This is a genomic window from Azospirillum sp. B21 (genome assembly GCF_008364825.1).
Taxonomy (GTDB): domain Bacteria; phylum Pseudomonadota; class Alphaproteobacteria; order Azospirillales; family Azospirillaceae; genus Azospirillum.
Window position 1 is genome coordinate 563,116 of sequence record NZ_VTTO01000003.1, and the last position, 21,641, is coordinate 584,756.

The window sequence follows — 21,641 nt, forward strand, 5'->3', positions numbered from 1 at the left end:
CGGTCATGGCGTTGGGATTAGACGAACTTCTGGACACCAGCGGCTTTGTTCCGCATGGCGTCTGCCTGCTGTGGCGGCCCGACATTCTGGCGCTGCATGTCGCTTCGGACATGCTGATCGGCCTGTCCTATTTCTCCATCCCGGTGGCGCTGACCTATTTCGTCATGCGCCGGCGCGACGTCGAATTCGGGTGGATGGCGCTTCTGTTCGCCCTGTTCATCATCGCCTGCGGGAGCACCCATTTCCTGATGGTATGGACCCTTTGGAGCCCCGATTACGTGCTGGAGGGGCTGGTCAAGGCGGTCACCGCCCTGGCGTCGCTGGGGACCGCGGCGGCGCTATGGTGGCTGATGCCGCGCCTTCTGGCTCTGCCGAGCCCCAAGCAGCTGGAGGCGACCAACCGGGCGCTGGAGCAGGAGATCACCATCCGTCGCCAGATGGAGATGCGATATTCCAGCTTTTTCAACAATCTGGCCGAGGCATTGTTCATCGTCCAGGTCCTGCCCGACGGCGACTTCGCCTATGAGGCGATCAACCCGGCGCTGGCACGGGCCACCGGCCTGGATCCGGAACGGCTGCGCGACCGCCGCGTCCGCGACGCGCTGGCGCCGGAGGCCGCGGCTTCTGTCATCTCCCGCTATGTGGCCTGCCGGGACGGCGGCGAGAGCATCGATTACGAAGAGACTCTGGACCTGCCGGTGGGTCAGCGGGTCTTCCATACCATGCTGGTTCCGGTGAAGGATGCCGCCGGCCGCGTCGTTCAGATCCTTGGCAGCGGCCGCGACGTGACCGAGCGCAAGCGCCTGCAGGCGGAGGTGGTCCAGACATCCAAGCTGGCGACCTTGGGCACGTTGGCCGCCGGCATGGCGCATGAGATGAGCCAGCCGCTGAACGTCATCCGGTTGTGGACGGAGAACATGCTGTCCCGCCTGCGCGACAATCTGCTGGAGCCCCAGCGTGCCGAACGGTCGCTGACTCTGGTGATCGAGCAGACCGACCGCATGGCCAAGCTGATCGACCATGTCCGCACCTTCGGCCGTCGGGACGGCGGCGGCATGCAGGCCTTCACCCCCGCCCGTTGCGTTCAGAGTGCCGTGGAACTGGTGCGCCACCAGTATGCGTTGGAGGATATCGAGATCATAGAGAGTGCCACGTCGGCGCAACTACCGGTAACCGGGCGTCCACTTGAATTGGAACAGGTGATTCTCAACCTTTTCTCGAACGCTCGCGATGCTATCATCGCGCTTCGTGCAACGGACCGGGAGGCGGGACGCATCATGGTGGCTGTCAGCGACGACCGGGATGGTCAGAACGTCGCCATACAGGTGACCGACGACGGCGGCGGCATCGATCCGTCGGTTCTGCCCCAGATCTTCGACCCCTTCTTTACGACCAAGGAGGTCGGCAAGGGGTCGGGACTTGGCCTGTCGATCGGCTACGGCATCATCGACGGCATGGGCGGCCGCATCGATGCCCGCAACGTCGATCTGGAGGGGGGGCGCCGTGGCGTCCGCTTTACCATAACCTTGCCCAGCCAGCCGGTTTCCTCCTCCGACAGGGAGCTGTCGCATGCCTGATCCGTTACACATCCTGATCGCGGAGGACGAGGTTCTCGCCGCAATGGCGCTGGAGGATTTCCTGTCGCTCAAGGGCTTCCGCGTGACCGTCGCCGCCAACGGGGCGGAAGCGCTGGAACGCTACGGCCGTGAGCAGGTGCATGCGCTGGTGACCGACCTGCGCATGCCGCGCATGGACGGCCAGACCCTGATTCGCGAAATCCGCGACCGGGATGCTGCATTGCCGGTGGTGGTGATGACCGGCTATCTGACGGAGGACAGCGACCTGAAGCATGAGCGCTGGAAGCCGCTGGAGATCCTCAGCAAGCCGGTGAACCCGCGCATCATCTGCGAGACGCTGCACCGCATGCTCGGCCTGCCGCTGGAGGCTTAAGGCAGGACGGCGGTGACCGGCGGCGCGGCTCAGTCTTCCAGCGGTTCGACGTCGACGCTGACGGACAGGCCGTGGCCGGCGCCGCCGACCAGAACGCCGCGGGCCGGGCTGACGTCGTCGTAATCGCGGCCCCAGGCGATGGTGATGAAGTCTCTGTTGGCGACGCAGGCGTTGGTCGGGCAGATATCCAGCCAGCCGGCGGCTGCCCCGCACCACACCGATGCCCAGGCATGGCTGACGTCCGCGCCCACCAGCCGCGGCCGGCCCGGCGGGGGCAGGGTGCGCAGGTATCCCGACACATAGCGGGCCGGCAGGCCCATGGCACGGACGCAGCCGACGGCGATGTGGGCGAAATCCTGGCAGACGCCGCGGCGGTTGCGCATCACCGCCGCCAGCGGCGTGGCGACCGTCGTCGCGGCGGGGTCGAAGGCGAACTCCCGATTGATGCGGTTCATCAGGTCGATGGCCGCCGCGACCACTGGACGGCCGGGGGTATAGCTGACCCGCGCATAGTCCAGCAGCTCCGGGCTGGAGGCGACGAGTGCGCTGTCGAAGCAGTATTGCGTGATCTCCGCGCCGTCATCCGGGCCGGACAGGCCGCGCAAGCTGTCGCGCACATGCTCCCACGGGGCTGAGTCGTCCGGCGCCAATGCCGGCGGCTCGAACACCTCGACCTCGCTTTCCGCGATGACCGAGAAGGTCCGGTGCGGCTCCTGCACGGCGACATAGGTGACGGTGTTCCCGAAGTAATCCACCCGGTCCGACCGCACCGCCGGGACGGGATCGATGGTCAGCAGACTGCGCCGGATGCGCTGGCGCGGGTGCGGCCGGGCGGTCAGGTGCAGCAGGTGGTGGGAGATCGGCACATCCTCGCCATAATCGTAGGCGGTGGCGTGGCGCACGCGGTAGCGGGTGGCGGAACCGCTGCTGCCGGGAAGCGGAGTGGGAGGGGTCATCGGGTCAGGCCGATCGTGCGAAGGCATGGCTGAAATAGGCATGGGCCAGAAAGTTCGACACGTCCGGCAGCGACATCGCCAGCGTGTCCAGCAGCGCCCGCAGCGCCTCGCCGGAGGCGAGCGCGCCGGTCCGCTCCAGCCCGTTGCGCGCGGCGGCAACGATGGCCAGCGCCCCGCCGGTGGGGTCGGTGCCGGTGCCCACGCCCTGGCTGGGCAAAGCCCGCATATGCCGGTCCAATGCCGCCAGCTGGAAAGCCAGCGCACGGGGGTTGGCCTCCTCGCACAGCAGCAGGTCCAGCACGGAACTGCGCTGGACGCTGGTCAGATGGCGGGCGCGATAGGTCATCACGCTCTCGCCCAACTCCAGCAGGACCGCCAGGGTGGCCGCCTGCATCGGCTCGTCCAGGCGATCCAGGTCGGCGACATGGACACCGCGCATCAGCGCGATCATGTACAGGGACCGTTCGATGCGCCGTCCGATGTCGAGGAAGCGCCAGCCGGCGCCGCGGGTCATGCTTTCCTGCTCCAGGCCGGAGAAGGCGGCCAGCGTGATCATCACGTCGTCCAGCCGCAGCAGGAGCGACGCCGCGTCCATCCGTCCCTTCGGCGGCAGGGTCTGGCGGTCGATGGCCGACACCACCCGCCACATGTCCATCGACAGACGGTCGCGCACCGAATAGGCGGTGCGGTGCAGGCGCAGAACCTGGGCGCGCAGGCTGTTGGGATGGTCCGGATCGTTCACCGCCGCGTGCAGCGCCTCGCGCAGGCCGCGGTTGGCGCCGCTTTCCGTCACCTGCGCCATGTCAGCCGGGATCATTCCGAGAGAGCAGAGCAGGTCGAGCAGCGGGCGGAGCTGCAGGGTGGCGCCGGGCATGTTGCTGTCGATCAGCCGGCTCTGCGTCGCGCGCAGCAGGCGCAACGCTCCCTCCGCCCGTTCCGCATAGCGGCCGAGCCAATAGAGGCCATCGGCGACGCGGCTGGGCAGGTCGTTGGCGGACGGACGGGCGCCGCTGGCCGTCGGCTCCGTCGCCAGGGCCGGCCGCGGCTGGGTGGAAGCGACGTCGGCGCGCCGCGGCGCCAGAATCCAGGTGTCCTTGCTGCCGCCGCCGCTCTGCATCGACACCACCAGCCGGCCGGATTCGCTGGACACGCGGGTCAGTCCGCCGGGCATGACGGCATAGCCGCCGCTGGGGGTGGCGCAGAGGAAGACGCGCAGAACCAGCGGGCGCGGCTGCAGCCGGCCATCCTGCCAGACGGGGGCGGTGGACAGCGCCATCTGTTCCTGCGCCACGAAATACCAGGGACGGCGCTTGATCCGCTCGATCAGCGCCGACCGCTCAGCGGCCGACAGCTGGGCGCCGAAGATCGGCTCGAAGGACAGGGAGGGGAAGGCCGGCTTGACGACCAGCCCGTCGAGATGGTCGATGACGTAGGCGCGCTCCGCATCGTTGCCGCACCACCAGCTGGCGACGCCGGGCAGCCGCAGCTCCTCCCCCAGCAGATGGCGGCAGAGCGTCGGCAGCGACGACTTCATCGCCATCGATTCCATCAGGCCGGAGCCCAGCGCGTTCGCCATCACCACATTGCCGGCGCGCACCGCCTCGATCAGCCCGGCCACGCCCAGCGAGCTGTCGGCCCGCAGTTCGAGCGGATCGGCGAAGTCGGCGTCGAGCCGGCGCAGGATCACGTCCACCTGTTCCAGCCCCGACAGGGTCTTCAGGAACACGGTCCGGTCACGCACCGTCAGGTCCGCCCCCTCGACCAGGGTCAAGCCGAGGTAGCGGGCGAGATAGACATGCTCGAAATAGGTCTCGTTGTAGGGGCCGGGGGTCAGCAGGACCACGCGCGGCAGGCCGCGGGCGCCGTTGCCCCTGGGGGCGAGGGACAGCAGCGTTTCCTTGAAGGTGTCGAAGAAACCGGTCAGCCGTTCCACCTGGCAATGGCGGAAGCTGTCGGGCAGCACTTTTGCGATGACCGCGCGGTTTTCCAGCGCATAGCCGCTGCCGCTCGGCGCCTGGGTGCGGTCGGACAGCACCCACCAGCGCCCATCCGGCGCGCGGGCGAGGTCGACGGCATAGAAATGAAGATGGACATCGTTGGGCACGCGGATGCCGTGGACGGCGCGGCGGAATCCAGGGTCGGCATGGATCACCGACGGCGGCAGTCGACCGTAGCGTGTCAGGGTCTGCGGCCCGTAGAGGTCGGTCAGGATGGCGTTCAGCAGCGAGGCGCGCTGGATCAGTCCCGATTCGATGGCCTTCCATTCATGCGCCGGTAGCAGCAGCGGCATCATGTCGAGCGGCCAGGGCCGCTCCATCCCGTTGGGATCGCCGTAGATGTTGTAGGTGACGCCGTTCTGGTGCAGCAGCCGCCGCGCCTCCTCCCACCGTTCGGCCATCTGTCCGGCGTCGAGCGGCCCCAGCGTGCTCATGAAGGTCTGCCAGTGCGGCCGCAGCCGCCCCTGGCCGGTCACCATCTCGTCATAGACCTGGCCGGAGCCATAACCGATGGCATCGGCCTCGCCGAACAGCGATCCCTGCGTGAAGGGAACCGGCGGCATCCCCGACGGGACCGCGGACGCCGGCGCGCGGAAGGGCTGATCGGGCTGGGACAAGGTCTGTCTGATGCTTTTTGCCTATGAACGGAGCAACAGTCTGAACGTCTGCGTGCTGCGATGCAAGGCTGGCGGCCGGTGAACCAATCCGAAAGTGGAAACAATCCGTGCCGGTCCTTTCGTCGACGGATCGATCGGACGGCCCGTCTCCGAAACGGAAAAAGCCGGAGCGGCGCGTGAGGCGACGCTCCGGCTTTCCGGACGTTGCGAAGAAACGCCGAAGATCAGAGCGTCTTCAGGTATTCCAGCAGCTGCCAGCGCTGCGCGTCGGTCAGGCCGGCGCCGAACTCGTGGCCGGTGTTGCGGTTGCCGGGCTTCGTCGTGTCATAGACGAAGGTGGCGCCCGCCGCCGAGGAGTCCACGCCGACCTTGACCGGGTCGATGGAGGTGCTGCCCATGCGGAAGGTCGCCGACCGCTGGGACGCCGGCAGCAGCATCTCATACAGGTTGGGGACCGACCCGTTGTGCATGTAGGGTGCCGTCGCCCACACGCCGTCCAGCGGACGGGCCTTGTAGGCCAGCAGCATCTTGATGGTGCCGGCCAGGGCTTCCTCGTCGGCGGTGGCGCTGCCGGAGGTGGACGCCTTGGCGGGAGCGGCGGCGGCCTTCGCCGCGCTGCCGCCGGCCGGGACGGCGCCGACGGTCGGCTTGGTCTGGCCACGGCCGGTCAGGGCGGCGATCACCTTCTGGTGGTCGGCCGTCTGCTTGGCGCCCGGCTTCACGAAGGGCGTGGTGTCCAGCGTGCCGCCCTTGGCCTGGGATTCCGGCGACCAGCCGGCGGGGGCGCTGGCGGTCAGCCACGGCGCCGGGGCGTCGTCGCCCTTCAGCAGGTCGAGCAGCAGGCCCGGTTCGCGCACCAGATCGCCGAGGATGGCACCGATCACCGCGTTTGACAGCAGGTTGGCGGCGAGGTCCGGGTTCTTCAGCGGCTTGCCGCCGAGGAGTTGCGGCGGCATGGCGACGTTGGCGATCGCCCCGGTGTCGACCTGACGGCACAGCGCATCGACCGCCATCTTCGGATCGGCGTCGTAGTTGACGGTGATCATCTTGGCGGCGACGGCGGCATCGACGCCCTTGGTGCAGATGGTGCCGAAGGCCGCGATCACCGCCTTGGCGTTGTCCGGCTGCGCCCAGTTGAACAGCGGCACCATCTGGATGGGGGCGGTGGTGTAGGTCTCGCCGCGCGGCAGGATGGCGTGGCAGCTCTCGCAGTTTTCCTTGTAGATCGGCTCGCCGGCCGCGGCCTTGACGATGTCGACGTTGCCGGCGAGGCTGTCCGGCCACACGGGCGACCGCAGCTTGCGCAGCTGGTTTTCCATGTCGACCAGATTGCGGCCGCGGACCGTGGACTTGTAATAGTAGTGCGCGGCGTCGGCCGGCGGCTTCAGCGTCACCTTGCCGAACACGCCCAGCACCTCGCCGGCATTGCGGCCCAGCGCGTCGAAGGCGGTGGCGTTCGGCAGCAGGCCGTTCCACTGCACCCGCGGCTGGTGCGGCGCATCCCACAGGTAGGGATAGCTGACCGGGGCGTTCGGCGCGCGGTTGTTCTTCGGCAGGTTCAGGTCGATCGCCGACACGCGGTTGAAGATCATGCCGAAGGCGTCGGTGCGCATCGGCCCCCAGGGCGTGTCGGGGGTGCTGGCCGCGACGAATTCGCCGAAGGACCGGTCGAAATCCTTCAGTGCGTTGTACAGCGCCAGCTTCTGCTGGTCGGTGGCGTTGGCGCCCAGCACACGCGTGGCGAAGGGCTGGAAGGCGGCGTCGCTGGTCACGGTGGTGTGGACAGCGTTGCTCAGCCCGCTGATGAAGCCATAGAGGTCGCCGGTGGTGACCGCGCCGTCGATGCGCATGGTCTTGCCGTTCACCGTCACGTCGCCGGTGTGGCAGGCGGCGCAGGTCATGCCGAACCACTCGGTCTTGTCGGGATCGGTGTCCTTGACGAAGCCGACGGGCAGCAGGTCGGGGTTCCAACTGGCCGACGTGTTGGCCGGATAGCCGTAGCGGGTGATGCTCTTGACGAAGGGCTGCTTGGTCTGCGGATCCTCCAGCGCCATGAACCAGTCATAGCGCATGATCTGCGAGCCCTGGGTGGTGGTGTAGTACCACTGGCGGGCTTCCTGCGACCAACCCTGGTCCAGATACCACAGGCCGTTGACCTCGGTCGGCGGCTTGACCGGCACGGGGCGGGGCGGCTTGGGCGGTTCGGCGCAGGAGGCGAGCAGCAGCGCGGTGGCGGCCAGGGTCGCGTAGACGGGAGCTTTCATCCCCATTGTTCCCTTCTCGGTGGCGTGGCGCATGGGCCTTCGACCGAAGAGGGTAATACCGATAATATATGCGCGCGAAATGCTATCGCGTTATGACGCTGAAAAGTTGATGTCTCGATGGTCATGCAACCGTTCCCTCTCCCCGCGGAGGAGGGGAACGGTTGCACGCGAGGGGGGTGGAGACCTACCCCCGCCGCAGATCCAGCGTCATCGGGAATTGCGGATTGCGTTCCTCCGCCGGGATGTCCATCGGGCCGGGGGTATGGCCGAAGGGGAAGAAGCGGGCCAGACGGCGCCCTTCCGCCTCGTTGGCGTTGACCGGGAAGGTTTCGTAGTTGCGGCCGCCCGGATGCATGACGTGATAGGTGCAGCCGCCGATCGACCGGCCGGCCCAGCTGTCGAGGATGTCGAAGATCAGCGGGGTGTGGACGGGGATCGTCGGATGCAGGCAGGAGGGCGGCTGCCACGCGCGGTATCGCACGCCGCCGACGAACTCGCCCTCCACCCCGGTCGGGATCAGCGGCACGCGCCGGCCGTTGCAGGTGATGACGTGGCGGGCGTCGATCAGACCGCTGACGCGCACCTGCACCCGCTCCACCGAGCTGTCGACATAGCGCACCGTGCCGCCGCCGCCCGGCTCCTCGCCCAGGACATGCCAGGGCTCCAGCGCCATCCGCAGTTCCATGGTGATGCCGCGCTGGCTGACATGGCCGTATACCGGGAAGCGGAAGTTGAAGTGCGGTGCGAACCAGCCGTCTTCCAGCGGATAACCGTGGTCGCGCAGATCCTGCAGCACGTCGGCCATGTCCTGCTGGACGAAATGCGGCAGCATGAAGCGGTCGTGCAGGTCGGTGCCCCAGCGCACCAGCCGGCCCTTGTAGGGGTGCTTCCAGAAGCGCGCGACCAGCGCCCGCATCAGAAGCTGCTGGGTCAGGCTCATCTCCGCATGCGGCGGCATCTCGAAGGCGCGGAACTCGACGAGACCGAGACGCCCGGTGGAGCTGTCCGGCGAGTAGAGCTTGTCGATGCAGAACTCCGCCCGGTGGGTGTTTCCCTGCACGTCGACCAGCAGGTTGCGCAGCACCCGGTCGACCAGCCAGGGCGGGCAATTGCCGCCGGCCGCCGTCTGATCGATCTGGTTGAAGGCGATCTCCAGCTCATAGAGCTGGTCGTCGCGGGCCTCGTCCACGCGCGGGGCCTGGCTGGTCGGGCCGATGAACAGGCCGGAGAAGACGTAGGACAGGGAAGGGTGGTTCTGCCAATAGGTGATCAGGCTGCGCAGCAGGTCGGGCCGGCGCAGGAAGGGGCTGTCGGCCGCGGTCGCGCCGCCCATCACCACATGGTTGCCGCCGCCGGTGCCGCAATGGCGCCCGTCGATCATGAACTTCTCCGCCCCCAGGCGGGACTGGCGCGCATCCTCGTACAGGGCGATGGTGTTGCGCACCAGATCGTCCCAGCTGTGGGCCGGGTGGATGTTCACCTCGATCACGCCGGGATCTGGGGTGACGGCCAGCGAGTTCAGGCGCGGGTCCTTCGGCGGCTGGTAGCCTTCGATGACCACCGGCATCTCAAGTTCGACCGCCGTTGCCTCGATCTCCGCAAGCATCGCCAGATAGTCTTCCAGCGTGCTCATCGGCGGCATGAACAGGTGCAGGCGGCCGTTGCGCGCCTCGCAGCTCAGGGCGGTGCGCACCACCCACCAGGCCGACTTGCCTTCTTCCGGCAGTTCGTCGCGGATCTCCGCCATGATGCGCTGGCGCTGGGCGATCCGCTTGTCGGTGTGGACGCCGCGGTCGGATTCCTGGACGGCACCGCGGATCTCCTGCCGGCGCTGCACCGGGTGAGGGGGGAGCGGGCCGCGATCCTCGAATGGGTCGGTTTCCCAGGCATAGGGATAGTCGGACTTCGACACCCAGGGCAGCGAGCCCAGCGGCAGGCGGTAGCCGACCGGGCTGTCGCCTGGGATCAGCAGCAGCTTCTCCTGGCGCAGCGGCCATGTGCTGGAAAGCCAGACCGGCCCCTGCTGGGTCATGCGGCGGTTGATCGGCATGACGAAGCCCACCGGCTCTGCCAGCCCGCGGGTGAAGACGCGGGTCAGCCGCTCCCGCTCCTCCTTGTCGTCAAGCCTGCTGTTCAGCGGATCGACATTGACCGGAAGCTGCGACTCCTTGCGCAGGTAATGCCAGGGGTCCTCATAGGCGCCGAGCACGAGGTTCGGGTCGAGGCCCAGCCTTTTTGCCAGCGCCATCAGGAACACGCCGGCATCCTGGGCGGTGTGGCCGTAATCGGTGTCCTCGCGCGCCAGCAGATCGCTGTTGGACCACAGAGCCTCGCCATCGCGGCGCCAGTAGAGCGTCATCGCCCAGCGCGGCAGCGATTCGCCGGGATACCATTTGCCCTGACCGAAATGCAGCAGGCCGCCGGGGGCAAAGCGGGCCATCAGCCGGTGGATCAGGTCGGCGGCCATCTTGCGCTTTTGCGGCCCCAGCGCGGTGGTGTTCCACTCGGCGCCGTCCATGTCGTCGATGGAGACGAAGGTCGGCTCCCCGCCCATGGTGAGGCGGACGTCCTCGGCCTTCAGGTCTTCGTCCACCCGGTGACCCAGCGCTTCGATCGCCGCCCATTGCTGCGCGGTGTAGGGTTTGGTGACGCGCGGCGCCTCGTAGATGCGGGTGACCGACATTTCGTGGCCGAACTCCACCTCCGCCTCGTCGACGAGGCCCGAGATGGGAGCGGCGGAAGAGGCGTCGGGTGTGCAGGCCAGCGGAATGTGCCCCTCGCCCGCCAGCAGGCCGGAGGTGGGGTCCAGCCCGACCCAGCCGGCGCCGGGCAGGAACACCTCGGTCCAGGCATGCAGGTCGGTGAAGTCGCTTTCCGGACCGGACGGGCCATCGAGCGCCTTCTGGTCGGCGGTCAGCTGGATCAGGTAGCCGGAGACGAAACGGGCGGCGAGTCCGAGGTTGCGCAGGATCTGCACCAGCAGCCAGGCCGAATCGCGGCAGGACCCGGTGCGCTTGGTCAGAGTCTCCGCGCAGGTCTGGATGCCCGGCTCCATCCGGATGACGTAGCCGATGTCCTGTTGCAGCTGCTGGTTCACCGTGACCAGGAAATTGATGGTCGGCGTCTTCTCGCGCGGGATGGCCTTGAGATAGGCGGCCAATTCCGGCCCCGGATCCTCCGTTTCCAGATAGGGGCGCAGCTCGCGCTGCAGCCAGTCGTCGTAGGTGAAGGGGATGTGGCTCGCCTTCTCCTCCAGGAAGAAATCGAACGGATTGATCGCGGCGATTTCGGCGACCAGATCGACCTCGACGATGAACTCGCGCGTCTTTTCCGGGAAGACGAAGCGGGCCTGGAAGTTGGACTGCGGGTCCTGCTGCCAGTTCAGGAAATGCTGCTTCGGCGTGACCTTCAGCGAATAGCTGAGGATCGGCGTCCGGCAATGGGGCGCCGGGCGCAGGCGGATGATCTGCGGGCCGAGGGACACCGGCCGGTCGTAGCGATAGATCGTCTTGTGATTCAGCGCGACGTGGATCGCCATGGAAAACCCCGCCTCATGCCTGTTCGAAGATGTTCGCGCCCCGGTTTGGTCCGCGGTCGCCGTTGCAACGGTAACACCGATAAATCCGGCCCGACAGGGCAGCCCAGCTCCGATCTTACCGCAGTTGCGAAAAAGTCACGAAGTTGCCGGTGACGCGCGCTGCGGCTTTCTTCCGTTCGCGTTACCCTTTATATCCTGAGCCAATGGGGTATCGCTGCGGCGGGGTCTCGCATCCGGATGGTGTCGGTGGCGGCTTCTTCGATATTGGGCGGCAGCCGTGGGGCAAGTGGCATGGGCGACGCGGGCAATGGCGGCGCCGGACGGGGCGTCGTCACCGGGAAATATTTCAATTTCAAGCCGCTGCCTCCGCCGGCGGACATACTGGGCAACCCGCTGATCGTGCCCAACCTGCCGACGCACAAGTTGCCGAAGGAGACGTTCGGCAGCCGGGTGAAGCGTTTCCTCGCCCGGATGAACCTGGGCAGCCAATCGGCGGAAACCCGGCTGCGCTGGAAGCTGCACGATACGATCCAGGCGACCATGGCGTCGCTGTCGCCCGCCGTGACGCTGGTGGCGGAAAAGCGTGCGCCGGCGAAGCGGAAAAAGCTGTCGGTCCCGGTCGTCGTCGTGCGCCATCCCTATCATCTGCGCCATGTGTTCGAGATGCTTCCGAACATCCCCGACGCGCTGGCGGTGGAGCGGCGGTTCATCGAATTGCTGATGACCCGTGCGCTGAAGCGGTATGGCGAGCAGATGGCCCTGATGAAGGGCAGCGCCTTTTCCTTCGAGCATGAGGCGCGGGAATATTTCTTCGCGGGCTTCAAGCTGGAGAAGCAAATCAAGAAGGTCAACAGCCCCGATGAAAAATTCGCGGCGCTGCAGGCGATCCATACGAACTACTTCCATGGGCGGAACTATTATTACTTCGCACTGCTGAGGCGGGAGAAGCTGGCGCCGGATAACAAGCTGTTCATGCTGTTCGCCCGTGCGGTCTATTTCATGGCGCGGATCGATTGGAACGGCGAGCTGTTGGAGAAGCCGAACCCGCGCGCGCTGCCCAGCCGCGACGACATGCTGTTTTTCGTGGAGCGTGACAAGTCGGTCGTGACGCGCTATCGCACCGACCAGGATTTCCAGCGTCAGGTCAAGGCCGTGCTGGAAGCCTTCCCCGCTTCGTGATCTCCAGCTTCACCATTACCCAAGGTTTCCTGCCATGCGTGTGCTGTCCCTGGTGAGCGGTCTGCTGGCCGCCAGCTCCATGCTTGCGGTTCTGGCGGCGGCTCCAGCGCCGGCTGAGACGCCGGTTCCGGAGGCCGCGGCGGCAAACTGCGATTCGGCGGAGACGCCGTCGGCGCAACTGCTGTGCCGCGACGCCGGATTGGCGGCGGCGGGCGAGGCGATGGAGGCTGCGCTTGCGGCGCTGGGCGCAACCACCGACGCCGCCGGGCGGGCGGCGATCGAGGCGGGCCAGACCGTCTGGCGGGCGCGACGCGACGATGCCTGCCCGGTGACCGCCGCCGACCTTGCCGATGCCAAGGCGACCAAGTCCCGCACCGACTGCCTGCTCCGCGTCACCCGCCAGCGTACTGCGGCGCTGGAGGCTGAACGTCAGGCGCGGTCGCGCCCTGTCGCCGATCTGCCTTTGGCCGTCACCGGAGCAGCCGCGCCGCGGTTCGTGGCACCGCAGAAGACGGTGCCGCCGATCAACCGCAAGGCGACGCTGGCGGCTTTGGACGGGCGCTGGGCCAAGGCCGATCCGAACGACCGCACTGCCATCGACGATTGCCGCACGTCCTATCTGGAGATCGGCGCCGACCGGACCCTGACCGCCGTCGATCCGCGGGTGCCCCAATTTCCGCTGACCGGCCGGTTGCCGGCCGAGGGCGACCCGGTGCAGGAGGTGCCCGTGCAGCCGCTGCCGCCTGCCGAAGGGGCCACGGAGGCGGCACCCGCGCCGCTGGCGAGCTTGCGTCTGCTGCCCGCCGACTCGGCGCGCTTCGACCGGCTGATCCTGCGCATGGCGGCGCCCGCCACCTTCGCGGCGGAATTCGTCCGCTGCCGTTGATCTGCTGCCGCTGACATGTGTCGGTGCGAGCATGTGTCGGTGCGAGCGGAAACGCTCGTACCGGCAATTCCGGCTGACATGCCGTTCACACGGTGGGAATGGTGCCGCCGTCGATGACGTATTCGGTGCCGGTTATTGTCCCGGCACGATCGGAGGCGAGGAAAGCGATGAGGTTGGCGACATCGTCCGGCTTGGATGGCCGGCCGATGGGGATGCCGCCGAGCCGGTCCATGATGATCCGCTTGCCGCCTTCATAATCGGTGCCGGCGTCCTTCGCGAGCCGCTCGGCGAACCGGACCGACGCCTCGGTTTCGATCCAGCCGGGCGAAACGCGCACCACGCGCACGCCCTTGGGCGAGACCTCCTTCGACAGGCTTTTGCTGTAGGTCGAGAGTGCTGCCTTCGCAGCGGCATAGGCGGTCGTCGATTCCGGCAACGGCAGCGCGCGCTGGATGGAGGTCACATGGATGACCACGCCATGACCCTGCGCCACCATCGCCGGTACGAGTTCGCGGTCGAGCCGGATGGCTGGCATCAGATTGAGATCGAGCTCCTTGTCCCACTCCGCATCGCTCAGCGCCGCGAAGCCGCCGGCCGGAGCGGAGGAGCCACCCAGCATGTGAACGATGACATCGACTCCTCCCAGGCGCTCGCGCACTGCCGCTGCGAGCGCGGCGCACCCCTCCGCGGTGGTCAGGTCCGCAGAGACGAACATCCCGTCGTCCAGCGTGTCCGGACGGGACCGGGCTGCGGTCAGTGCACGGGCGCCGAGTTCGCGAAACAGCGCGATGGTGGCCGCACCCGCGCCGCGCGTGCCCGAGGTGATGAGCGTTCGCTTTCCTTCGAGACTGATGAACGGGGTCATGGATTGTTCTTCCTGATCGGGATTGCTCTGTCCCGCAAAGGTAAGCCTGGACGCGCGTTCCAATAATCGGGATAAAATGGGATGCGGAATTTCGATTTGCGGGACAATGTACCGGGCTGACCTGAACGATCTGGATGCGGTCATCGCCATTGCGCGAAGGGGGTCGTTTCGCGCGGCGGCGCTCGACCTGGGTATGTCGACGACCGCGCTCAGCAATGCCGTCGGAAAACTCGAATCCGGCCTCGGTGTCCGTCTGTTCAACCGAACGACGCGGAGCGTATCGCTCACCGATGCCGGCCGGGTGTTCGTCGAGCAGGTCGGTCCGGCGTTGCGGGATGTTCACGGCGCCCTGGAAGCCGTGCGGTCGCAGCAGACGATCCCGTCAGGCACGCTGCGCATCAACGCATTCGCCACGGCGGCGCGCGAGATCCTGTCGCCGCTGGTGCTGGAGTTCCTGCGCCGCCATCCGCAGGTGCATGTCGACCTCGTCACCGAAGGGCGACTGGTGGATATCGTCGCCGAGGCATTCGATCTTGGTGTACGGGTGGCCGATCTCGTTCCAAGCGACATGATCGCGATCTCCCTGGGACGCCCGCAGCGATATGCCGTTGTCGGGTCGCCGGCCTATTTCGCGACGCATGGTCGGCCGCGCGTGCCGCCTGACCTGCTCAATCACCCGTGCATTCGTGTCCGCCTTCCGAACGGCGCCCTTTTCCGGTGGCAATTCGAGAAGGACGGGCAATCGGCGCAGATCGACGTCGATGGACCGATCACCTTGGACGAGGCCAGCCTGGCGCGAATCGCCGCCCTCGAAGGTGTGGGTCTCGGATTCTTCATGGAGTCGGACGTGCGGGCCGACATCGAGGCGGGCCGTCTCGTCCGCGCGCTCGATGACTGGACGCCGCCGCGTTCCGGGCTCTGCCTCTACTATTCCGGACGACGCAATCCGTCGGCCGCCTTCAGGGCCTTCATCGGCTTGGCCCGCGAACTCGGTGCAAAGGGCGTTTCCCCAGGTTCTTGATACCTATGTTCCCGACACGAGGAATCGCACGGTCATCGACAACCGCTCTCCCGCCGGCAGGGCGATGATTCCGGCATCCGCCTCCTGCGGGCGGTTCAGCGCGTCGGTCATGTGGCTGACCGGCTCCAGGCACAGATAGGGCTCGCCGGGCGGGGCATAGACGATCAAGTGGCCGACCGGCCCGTCGGCGATCATTGTCAGGCGCAGCCGCTCTTGCGGGCGATCCAGCGTCGCCGTGCCCGACCATCCCGTGAAGCCGTTGTCCAGTGCGGCATGATCCATGACCACGCCGTGGCGAAAGTCCCAGGCGGCCGGCACCGGGCGGCGGCAGGAGGGCAGGATTGTGTCGTCATTGTCCCAGACTGCGCGTATGTCGGCGGTGACGATGCTGCCCGGCGATTTCGCGAAATAGGGATGCAGCCCCAGCCCGGCCGGCATGTCGCTGTCGGACTCGTTGATCAGGTCGAGAGTGACGGTCAGTCCCTCGCCATCGAGCGCAACGGTCTGCGTCGCACGGTAGCTCCAAGGCCAGTCGTCGGCGCGGTGGGCGAAGCCCATGCGGAGCGCATCGTCGGCCGCGGCCTCCACGGTCCAGGGAGTTGACCAGCCATGGCCGTGGATGCGGTGCGGCGATCCGGGATCGGTGGCGAGCACGACCTCTCGCCCCTGGAAGACGAAACGGCCGCCGCCGATGCGGTTGGAGAAGGGGACCAGCGGGAAGCAGGCCATGTCCGGGGCGAAATCGCCGGCCAGCGCACGGCCCGAGGCGGGGCGGAAGAGATCGACCGGACCACTGGGCGTCGACAGGCTCCAACTCGCCAGAGACCCGCCGATATGCGGAGCCGCGGCGAGCGTCATGGCCCCGTGCCGCAACGCGATGATGGTACCGGTCCGGATCATGCGTTTCTCCCATCGTCAGCGTCCGGATTTTTATCGCACATGCGAAGACCGAAAGGAACGGCCGCCGCCGGTGGCGCAACGCTGACACAGCTTCTGTGTGTTTGACGAAAAATGTGGGTATCGTACACCCCTCCTTTACCCTCCACCGGCGACGATGGGGCGCAAACCGGGGTGCGCGCAGCCGCGGATGTCAACGCGGGGAGTGCCCCGTTGTTGCAAATCGCCTTGCGTGCTCGGGCCTCGGGGGGCATCTGCAGGAAAGGTCGGGAGTGTCTAGTTCACCGCTCAGCCGCGCGATGCCGCCACCGCAGGCCGCCATGGGCTCGCTCGACGAGGCGGAACTGTGCGGCGCGCTGGCGGATTACCATGCGCTGCCGGCGCGGATGGTGATCGGCGTCGCGCTGCGTCCGTACCTGGACCCGCTGTGCCTGACCCCCACCGAACTGATCCATCTCGCCAAGCCGCTGAAATCCTGCCTGGACCAGGGGGCGCTGGTGGAGTCCGCCATCACCAGGGTCGCCGCCGTGCAGGCCCGTGCGCCGGGGCAGGAGCAGTCGAGGCGACGTCAGGCCATCCGCAGCGCGGTGGATGAGAGCTGGGCCAGGGCGCGCACCGCCCAGGCCGCCTTTGCCGCCATGCCGCGCGGACGCCGGCCGGTGGACTGGCTGCTGTCGCAGGGAACCGCGACGCCGACCGGCGACGCCGGGTACGATCTGCGGGTGGCGGTATCCCTGGAACTGGTGGAGATCAAGAGCTGGGGCGGCAAGCTGGACCGGCTGCTGGAACTGCACCAGTGGGACCGGGACGAACGGCTGGCCGCCGCGGTCGACGGAGTGATCGGCGATATTCTGGCGTCCGCCGCGGCGGGGGCGGACCTGTTCGGTGCTAACCTGTTGCCGGGAACCCTGCTGTCCACCCTGTGCGACATGCTGTTCGGCCGCATCGGCATGGAGGCCATGGGGCCGAATCGCATCGGCGTGCTGAACGCCCTGTTCCGGCAGGGCAAGCTTCCGATGGCGAAGGCCGCCGTGCTGGACCGCATCCGCCGGCAGTTGAAGGCGCCCCAGCCGCTGGGCCGCGGCGCCTTCGACCAGGAGGCGGAACTGCTGAAGACGCTGACCGGGCATCTGCTGACCCGCGACGGGCTGATCGGCGGAGCGGCGATGGCGGATGCGCTGACCGTGCGCTATTCGCGCCGGCTGGAGCAGGGCGGGGCCAGTGCCTATCGCCGCTCCATCATCGGCCTCGGCGAAGGACAGCCGGACCTGATCTGCCGCATCCACTATCTCACCCGTGTCGCCGCCACCGCCGCCGGGGAACGCCATGCGGACGAAATCCTCGCTTCTCTCGATGCCGCAGTCGGCAATGAGCTGCTGATCGAGAACATGCTGGTGCAGACGCCGGACACGGCGCTGCTGGAGCGCGACTTCGCCCGCGCGCTGGCCGCCGTCCGCTCCGCTCCGCTGCCGGCCGATGACTGTGAGCGGATCGCCGCCCGTGCCGAACGCTCCGTCGACGAGTATGTCAAGACCGGCCAGCTTGCCGTCCGGCTGAAGCAGGTGGAGCCGGTGCTGCGCCGCCGTACCATCCGGTTGGCGGAGGTCGCCTGTTCCGGACTGATCCGCGAGGACGGCGCCCTGCCGCTGGTGCGGCAGCACATCCTGGAGATCGTCCGCCAGCCGCAGTTCCAGGCCGAGATCGCCCAGCCCGACAGCGATGTCGCCCAGGCCGAGGTGCGCCGGCTGCTGCATCTGCTCGACCGTCTGCGCCAGATGGCCACCGCGCCCGCTCCGCCGCCGGTGGCGATGCCGGGGCCGGCTGCGCATCAGCCGGGGCCGCGCAGCACCGATACCGTCTGCAATCCGGCCGCCGTCGCCATCGCCGACATGCCTGCCGCAAACCGGGCGCCGGCGGATACGGTTCTGGTTTGCGCGCCGGCTGCCACGGCCCCGGTGACGGCCTCGGAAGAGTTGTGCCCGAGCTGCTACTCGGTCCACGGATCGGCCCGCGGACGGAGCGGTCCCTGCACCGGCTGCGGCTTCCCTGCTAAGTCGGACAACCGGCCGGGGGTGCATCTGGCGCCCGGCACGCTTCTGCATGACCGCTACCGCGCCGGACGGGTGCTGGGGCAGGGCGGTTTCGGCGCCACCTATCTGGGTTGGGACGACCGGCTGCGGGTGAAGGTGGCCATCAAGGAATATTACCCCGCCAACCTGATCGCGCGCCTTCCCAACGCCGCCGCCGTTTCCCCCTTCTCCGACGAGCATGCGGAGACCTTTGCCGCCGGCCTCACCAAGTTCCTGGAGGAGGCGCGGACGCTGGCCCGCCTGCGCGAGGTGCGCGAGATCGTCGGCGTCCAGGACTTCTTCGAGGAGAACGGCACCGCCTATTTGGTGATGGAGCTGCTGGAAGGCCGCACCATGAAGAAGTATCTGGCCGATTGCGGCGGCCGGATCGACGTGAGGCGAACGCTGTCGGTGGTGACGCCCATCGCCAAGGCGCTGCAGGCCATCCACGAGCAGGGGCTGATCCATCGCGACGTCAGCCCGGACAACATCTTCCTGACCAACGGCGGCGACCGCAAGCTGCTGGACTTCGGCGCGGCCCGGCAGACGGCGCGGCCGGGGGCCGGACTGACCGTCATCCTGAAGCCGGGCTACGCCCCGCCGGAGCAATATTCGAACGAAGGGCGTCAGGGCGCCTGGTCGGACGTGTATGCGCTGTGCGCCACGATCTATCTGGCGCTGACCGGCCGCACCCCGCCGGACGCCACCGCCCGCTTCATGAACGACAAGGTGCCGAGGCCGTCCGAACTGGGGGTGGCGCTGCCGCCGGGATTCGAGAAGGTGCTGATGTCCGGGCTGGCGATGCGCTGGCAGGACCGGCCGCAGTCGATGAAGGATCTGCTGCGCGCGATGACCGCGGCATTGGCCGGCGGCTGACCGTGGCGTGACCGACAGTTACGTGAACTGGGCATGAAAAAGGGGGACCGGCGCACCGGTCCCCCTTTCCTGGTCCGCTGGAGCGATGCCGTTACTTGGCGTCGGCAGCGACCTGCATCTTGATGATCTTGTCCGGGTCGGTGACCTGACCGTTGCGGGACTGGCTGCCCTTCTTGATCATGTCCACGAACTCCATGCCCTCGACCACACGGCCCCAGACCGTGTACTGGCGGTCCAGGAAGTTGGAGGGCGCGAAGCAGATGAAGAACTGGCTGTCGGCGCTGTCCGGATCCTGCGCGCGGGCCATCGACAGGGTGCCGCGGATGTGCGGAGCGCTGGAGAACTCGGCCTTCAGCTTCTTGCCGGAGCCGCCCATGCCGGTGCCGGTCGGGTCGCCGGTCTGGGCCATGAAGCCGTCGATGACGCGGTGGAAGACGACGCCGTCGTAGAAGCCCTGGCGGGTCAGTTCCTTGATGCGGGCGACGTGGTTCGGCGCCAGGTCGGGCCGCAGTTCGATCACCACGCGACCATCCTTGAGGTCGAGGTAAATGGTGTTTTCCGGATCCAAGGCCTTCGCCTCCCCTTGCGAGACTGTAAAGAACGAGACAGTGAAGATTGTGGCGAACAAGGCCGCCAGCAACGCGCGGGTCCACCGCTTCATGCGAAACACTCCGATGAGCCGAAATCCGCGCCCCGGACCATAGGGGAAAAGCGGGGGAATGCAAAGCCGCGCTGGCGGGGGGTGACGATCCGCCAAAAGTCACGGATGACCGACGCTTGTCCGGGTGTTCATCGCGGCAAGGACATGGCAAGCCATTCGGATCGCAGGAGCGGGGAGGGGACGGCGGGTGAGGCTGGGACGGGCGATAGCGGGAACGGCGGCGGTTGCGGTGACGCTGGGCGTCGTCGGCCTTGGCGGTGCCATTCTGGCCGGTCCCGCCCTGATCGGGGGAGTGGCGACCGAACTGCTGCGCGACTCCGGCTTCGCCGGGGCAGAGGTCACCGTCACCGGATTGCGGATCGCCGACGGCTGGGACGGGCTGCGGCTGGAGTTCACCGCCGGCAGCGGACTGCTGGAGGCCGCGGCCCCGACGCTGGAATTGCCGATGGCCGGCCGCGTCACGCTGTCCGGTGCGTTGCGGGTGGGGATGGAGGGCGGGACGCTGACCGTCAGCCCCGACGGCTGCCTGCCTGCCGTTGTGGAGAAGCTGACGATTAGCGCCCAGACGCTGGTCCTTCCGCAGGAAGCGACGGTCTGCGCCGCGCCGGATCGACCGCTGCTGCGCTGGTCGCCGTCGCGCCTCGACGTGGCGGCAGAGGTGAAGGCGCCGCGGCTCGACGTGCCGGCCAGCGGTCTGCGTGCCGATCAGTTGGTGTTGCGGCTGGAGCAGGACGGGAACGGGCGGCAGGCGGACGCAACCGTCGCGAAGCTGACCAACACCGCCAAGCCGGCACCGGTCGTGCCGCTCGCCGTCACCCTCCGTGCCGTTCAGGAGGGGGAGCAGCCCTGGTCCATCGCCGGCACCGCGAGGGATGCGCAGGGCCTGCTGTCCGTAACGCTGGCCGGTAGCCATGACCAGACCGCCGGCGCCGGCCGGGTGGAGGTGGTGGCGAAGCCGGTCGTGCTTGCTCAGGACGGGCCGGGACTTGCCGCCATTTCGCCGCTGGCGGCGACATTTCTCCAGAAGGCCTCCGGCATCCTGTCGGGCAAGGCGACAATCGCCTGGGACGGCAAGGGCATGACCACGGCCGGGCAGGCGACGGTGAAGGGGCTGGCCGGCGTCGCCGGGCCGGTGACCGTCGCCGGTGTGGCGGGAACGGTCGCCCTGTCCAGCCTGTCTCCGCCGGTGATCCCCGCCGGACAGAAGCTGTCCATCGGCCTGCTCGACGTCGGCGTGCCGCTGACCGACGGCACTCTGCAGTTCGGCTATGGGCGCGACGGGCGGCTGGACGTGGGCCGCGCGGAATGGCGCTGGGCCGGCGGTACGCTGCGCGCCGATCCGTTCAAGCTGGCGCCCGCCGCACCCAAGGGAGCCGTCACCCTGCATGCCGAGGGGATCGATGCAGCCAAGCTGCTGGAACTGATCGCCGTCGACGGGCTGGAGGCGAGCGGAAAGCTGGGCGGCACCCTGCCGGTGGTCTTCGCAGACGACACCGTGACGCTGAATGGCGGCGTGCTGGAATCCGCCGCCCCCGGCACCCTGCGCTACGATCCCGCCAACCCGCCCGCCGCCCTGAAGGGGGAGGAGGGAAGCCCCACCGCCATGCTGATGGGGGCACTGACCGACTTCCGATACGACAGCCTGCGGATCACCATCGACGGGCGGGCCGGTGGCGAACTCAGCGCCGGCCTGTCGCTGCGCGGCGCCAACCCGTCATTCTACGATGGCTATCCGGTTGCGCTTAACCTTAAGCTGTCGGGCGCGCTCGACCGGATTCTGCGCCAGAACCTCGACGTCTACCGGATCCCCGACACGCTGCGGGACCGCATGACCGGCTTCGACCAGAAGGACCCCTGATCGCCAC

At 67.9% G+C, this 21,641-nt stretch carries 14 protein-coding genes; 7 read left to right on the forward strand and 7 right to left on the reverse strand.

Going from position 1 to position 21,641, the window contains the following annotated elements; all coding sequences use genetic code 11:
• Positions 1–5: 5 nt before the first annotated feature.
• Both FZ983_RS10840 and FZ983_RS10845 read left to right on the forward strand, forming a co-directional pair.
• Positions 6–1,577, forward strand: a complete 1,572-nt coding sequence (locus FZ983_RS10840) for an ATP-binding protein (protein WP_149223554.1) — start codon at positions 6–8, stop codon at positions 1,575–1,577.
• Positions 1,570–1,950 carry a response regulator gene (locus tag FZ983_RS10845; protein ID WP_149223555.1) on the forward strand — a complete coding sequence of 127 codons (381 nt, stop codon included), beginning with the start codon at positions 1,570–1,572 and terminating at the stop codon, positions 1,948–1,950. Before FZ983_RS10840 ends, FZ983_RS10845 begins: the two co-directional genes overlap by 8 nt.
• A 29-nt stretch (positions 1,951–1,979) precedes the next feature.
• Here the strand turns inward: FZ983_RS10845 and FZ983_RS10850 are convergent, their stop codons facing one another.
• The 4 genes from FZ983_RS10850 to FZ983_RS10865 form a co-directional block, all read right to left on the reverse strand.
• The gene (locus tag FZ983_RS10850; RefSeq protein WP_149223556.1) at positions 1,980–2,906 is read right to left on the reverse strand and encodes a transglutaminase family protein; all 927 of its coding nucleotides are present in this window, start codon (positions 2,904–2,906) and stop codon (positions 1,980–1,982) included.
• Positions 2,907–2,910: 4 nt separating this feature from the next.
• Positions 2,911–5,520 carry a circularly permuted type 2 ATP-grasp protein gene (locus tag FZ983_RS10855; protein ID WP_247883708.1) on the reverse strand — a complete coding sequence of 870 codons (2,610 nt, stop codon included), beginning with the start codon at positions 5,518–5,520 and terminating at the stop codon, positions 2,911–2,913.
• 224 nt (positions 5,521–5,744) lie between these two features.
• The gene (locus FZ983_RS10860; RefSeq protein ID WP_149223557.1) at positions 5,745–7,784 is read right to left on the reverse strand and encodes a di-heme-cytochrome C peroxidase; all 2,040 of its coding nucleotides are present in this window, start codon (positions 7,782–7,784) and stop codon (positions 5,745–5,747) included.
• Between the two features lie 184 nt (positions 7,785–7,968).
• Positions 7,969–11,322, reverse strand: a complete 3,354-nt coding sequence (locus FZ983_RS10865; protein ID WP_149223558.1) for a transglutaminase family protein — start codon at positions 11,320–11,322, stop codon at positions 7,969–7,971.
• Positions 11,323–11,613: 291 nt separating this feature from the next.
• Here FZ983_RS10865 and FZ983_RS10870 point away from each other — a divergent pair, with 291 nt between their 5' ends.
• Positions 11,614–12,501 (forward strand): hypothetical protein, encoded by an 888-nt coding sequence (locus FZ983_RS10870; protein ID WP_247883709.1) that lies wholly within the window; start codon positions 11,614–11,616, stop codon positions 12,499–12,501.
• A gap of 34 nt (positions 12,502–12,535) precedes the next feature.
• The gene (locus FZ983_RS10875; protein ID WP_149223559.1) at positions 12,536–13,387 is read left to right on the forward strand and encodes a lysozyme inhibitor LprI family protein; all 852 of its coding nucleotides are present in this window, start codon (positions 12,536–12,538) and stop codon (positions 13,385–13,387) included.
• 85 nt (positions 13,388–13,472) lie between these two features.
• Here FZ983_RS10875 and FZ983_RS10880 read toward each other — a convergent pair whose 3' ends face one another.
• Complete coding sequence (locus FZ983_RS10880; RefSeq protein ID WP_149223560.1) at positions 13,473–14,252, reverse strand: SDR family oxidoreductase; 780 nt, start codon at positions 14,250–14,252, stop codon at positions 13,473–13,475.
• A gap of 106 nt (positions 14,253–14,358) precedes the next feature.
• On the opposite strand from FZ983_RS10880, the gene FZ983_RS10885 reads away from it, so the two are divergent.
• Entirely contained in the window at positions 14,359–15,273 is a 915-nt protein-coding gene (locus tag FZ983_RS10885) for a LysR family transcriptional regulator (protein WP_149223561.1), read from the forward strand.
• Positions 15,274–15,276: 3 nt separating this feature from the next.
• Here the strand turns inward: FZ983_RS10885 and FZ983_RS10890 are convergent, their stop codons facing one another.
• Positions 15,277–16,173 (reverse strand): aldose 1-epimerase, encoded by an 897-nt coding sequence (locus tag FZ983_RS10890; protein WP_149223562.1) that lies wholly within the window; start codon positions 16,171–16,173, stop codon positions 15,277–15,279.
• A 269-nt stretch (positions 16,174–16,442) separates the two neighbouring features.
• Between FZ983_RS10890 and FZ983_RS10895 the strand changes: the two genes are divergently transcribed.
• The gene (locus tag FZ983_RS10895) at positions 16,443–19,115 is read left to right on the forward strand and encodes a serine/threonine-protein kinase (protein WP_247883710.1); all 2,673 of its coding nucleotides are present in this window, start codon (positions 16,443–16,445) and stop codon (positions 19,113–19,115) included.
• A 91-nt stretch (positions 19,116–19,206) separates the two neighbouring features.
• Here FZ983_RS10895 and FZ983_RS10900 read toward each other — a convergent pair whose 3' ends face one another.
• Complete coding sequence (locus FZ983_RS10900; RefSeq protein ID WP_063634395.1) at positions 19,207–19,776, reverse strand: peptidylprolyl isomerase; 570 nt, start codon at positions 19,774–19,776, stop codon at positions 19,207–19,209.
• A gap of 187 nt (positions 19,777–19,963) precedes the next feature.
• Between FZ983_RS10900 and FZ983_RS10905 the strand changes: the two genes are divergently transcribed.
• Positions 19,964–21,634: a YdbH domain-containing protein gene (locus tag FZ983_RS10905; RefSeq protein WP_149223563.1), complete on the forward strand. Its 1,671-nt coding sequence runs from the start codon at positions 19,964–19,966 to the stop codon at positions 21,632–21,634.
• Positions 21,635–21,641 lie beyond the last annotated feature (7 nt).

Bases quoted from the DNA above. Each gene is read 5' to 3' on its own strand.
- FZ983_RS10850 (WP_149223556.1), bottom strand. From the start codon at position 2,906: ATGACCCCTCCCACTCCGCTTCCCGGCAGCAGCGGTTCCGCCACCCGC.
- FZ983_RS10860 (WP_149223557.1), bottom strand. From the start codon at position 7,784: ATGAAAGCTCCCGTCTACGCGACCCTGGCCGCCACCGCGCTGCTGCTC.
- FZ983_RS10885 (WP_149223561.1), top strand. From the start codon at position 14,359: ATGTACCGGGCTGACCTGAACGATCTGGATGCGGTCATCGCCATTGCG.
- FZ983_RS10845 (WP_149223555.1), top strand. From the start codon at position 1,570: ATGCCTGATCCGTTACACATCCTGATCGCGGAGGACGAGGTTCTCGCC.
- FZ983_RS10880 (WP_149223560.1), bottom strand. From the start codon at position 14,252: ATGACCCCGTTCATCAGTCTCGAAGGAAAGCGAACGCTCATCACCTCG.
- FZ983_RS10870 (WP_247883709.1), top strand. From the start codon at position 11,614: ATGGGCGACGCGGGCAATGGCGGCGCCGGACGGGGCGTCGTCACCGGG.
- FZ983_RS10865 (WP_149223558.1), bottom strand. From the start codon at position 11,322: ATGGCGATCCACGTCGCGCTGAATCACAAGACGATCTATCGCTACGAC.
- FZ983_RS10875 (WP_149223559.1), top strand. From the start codon at position 12,536: ATGCGTGTGCTGTCCCTGGTGAGCGGTCTGCTGGCCGCCAGCTCCATG.
- FZ983_RS10840 (WP_149223554.1), top strand. From the start codon at position 6: ATGGCGTTGGGATTAGACGAACTTCTGGACACCAGCGGCTTTGTTCCG.
- FZ983_RS10890 (WP_149223562.1), bottom strand. From the start codon at position 16,173: ATGATCCGGACCGGTACCATCATCGCGTTGCGGCACGGGGCCATGACG.
- FZ983_RS10900 (WP_063634395.1), bottom strand. From the start codon at position 19,776: ATGAAGCGGTGGACCCGCGCGTTGCTGGCGGCCTTGTTCGCCACAATC.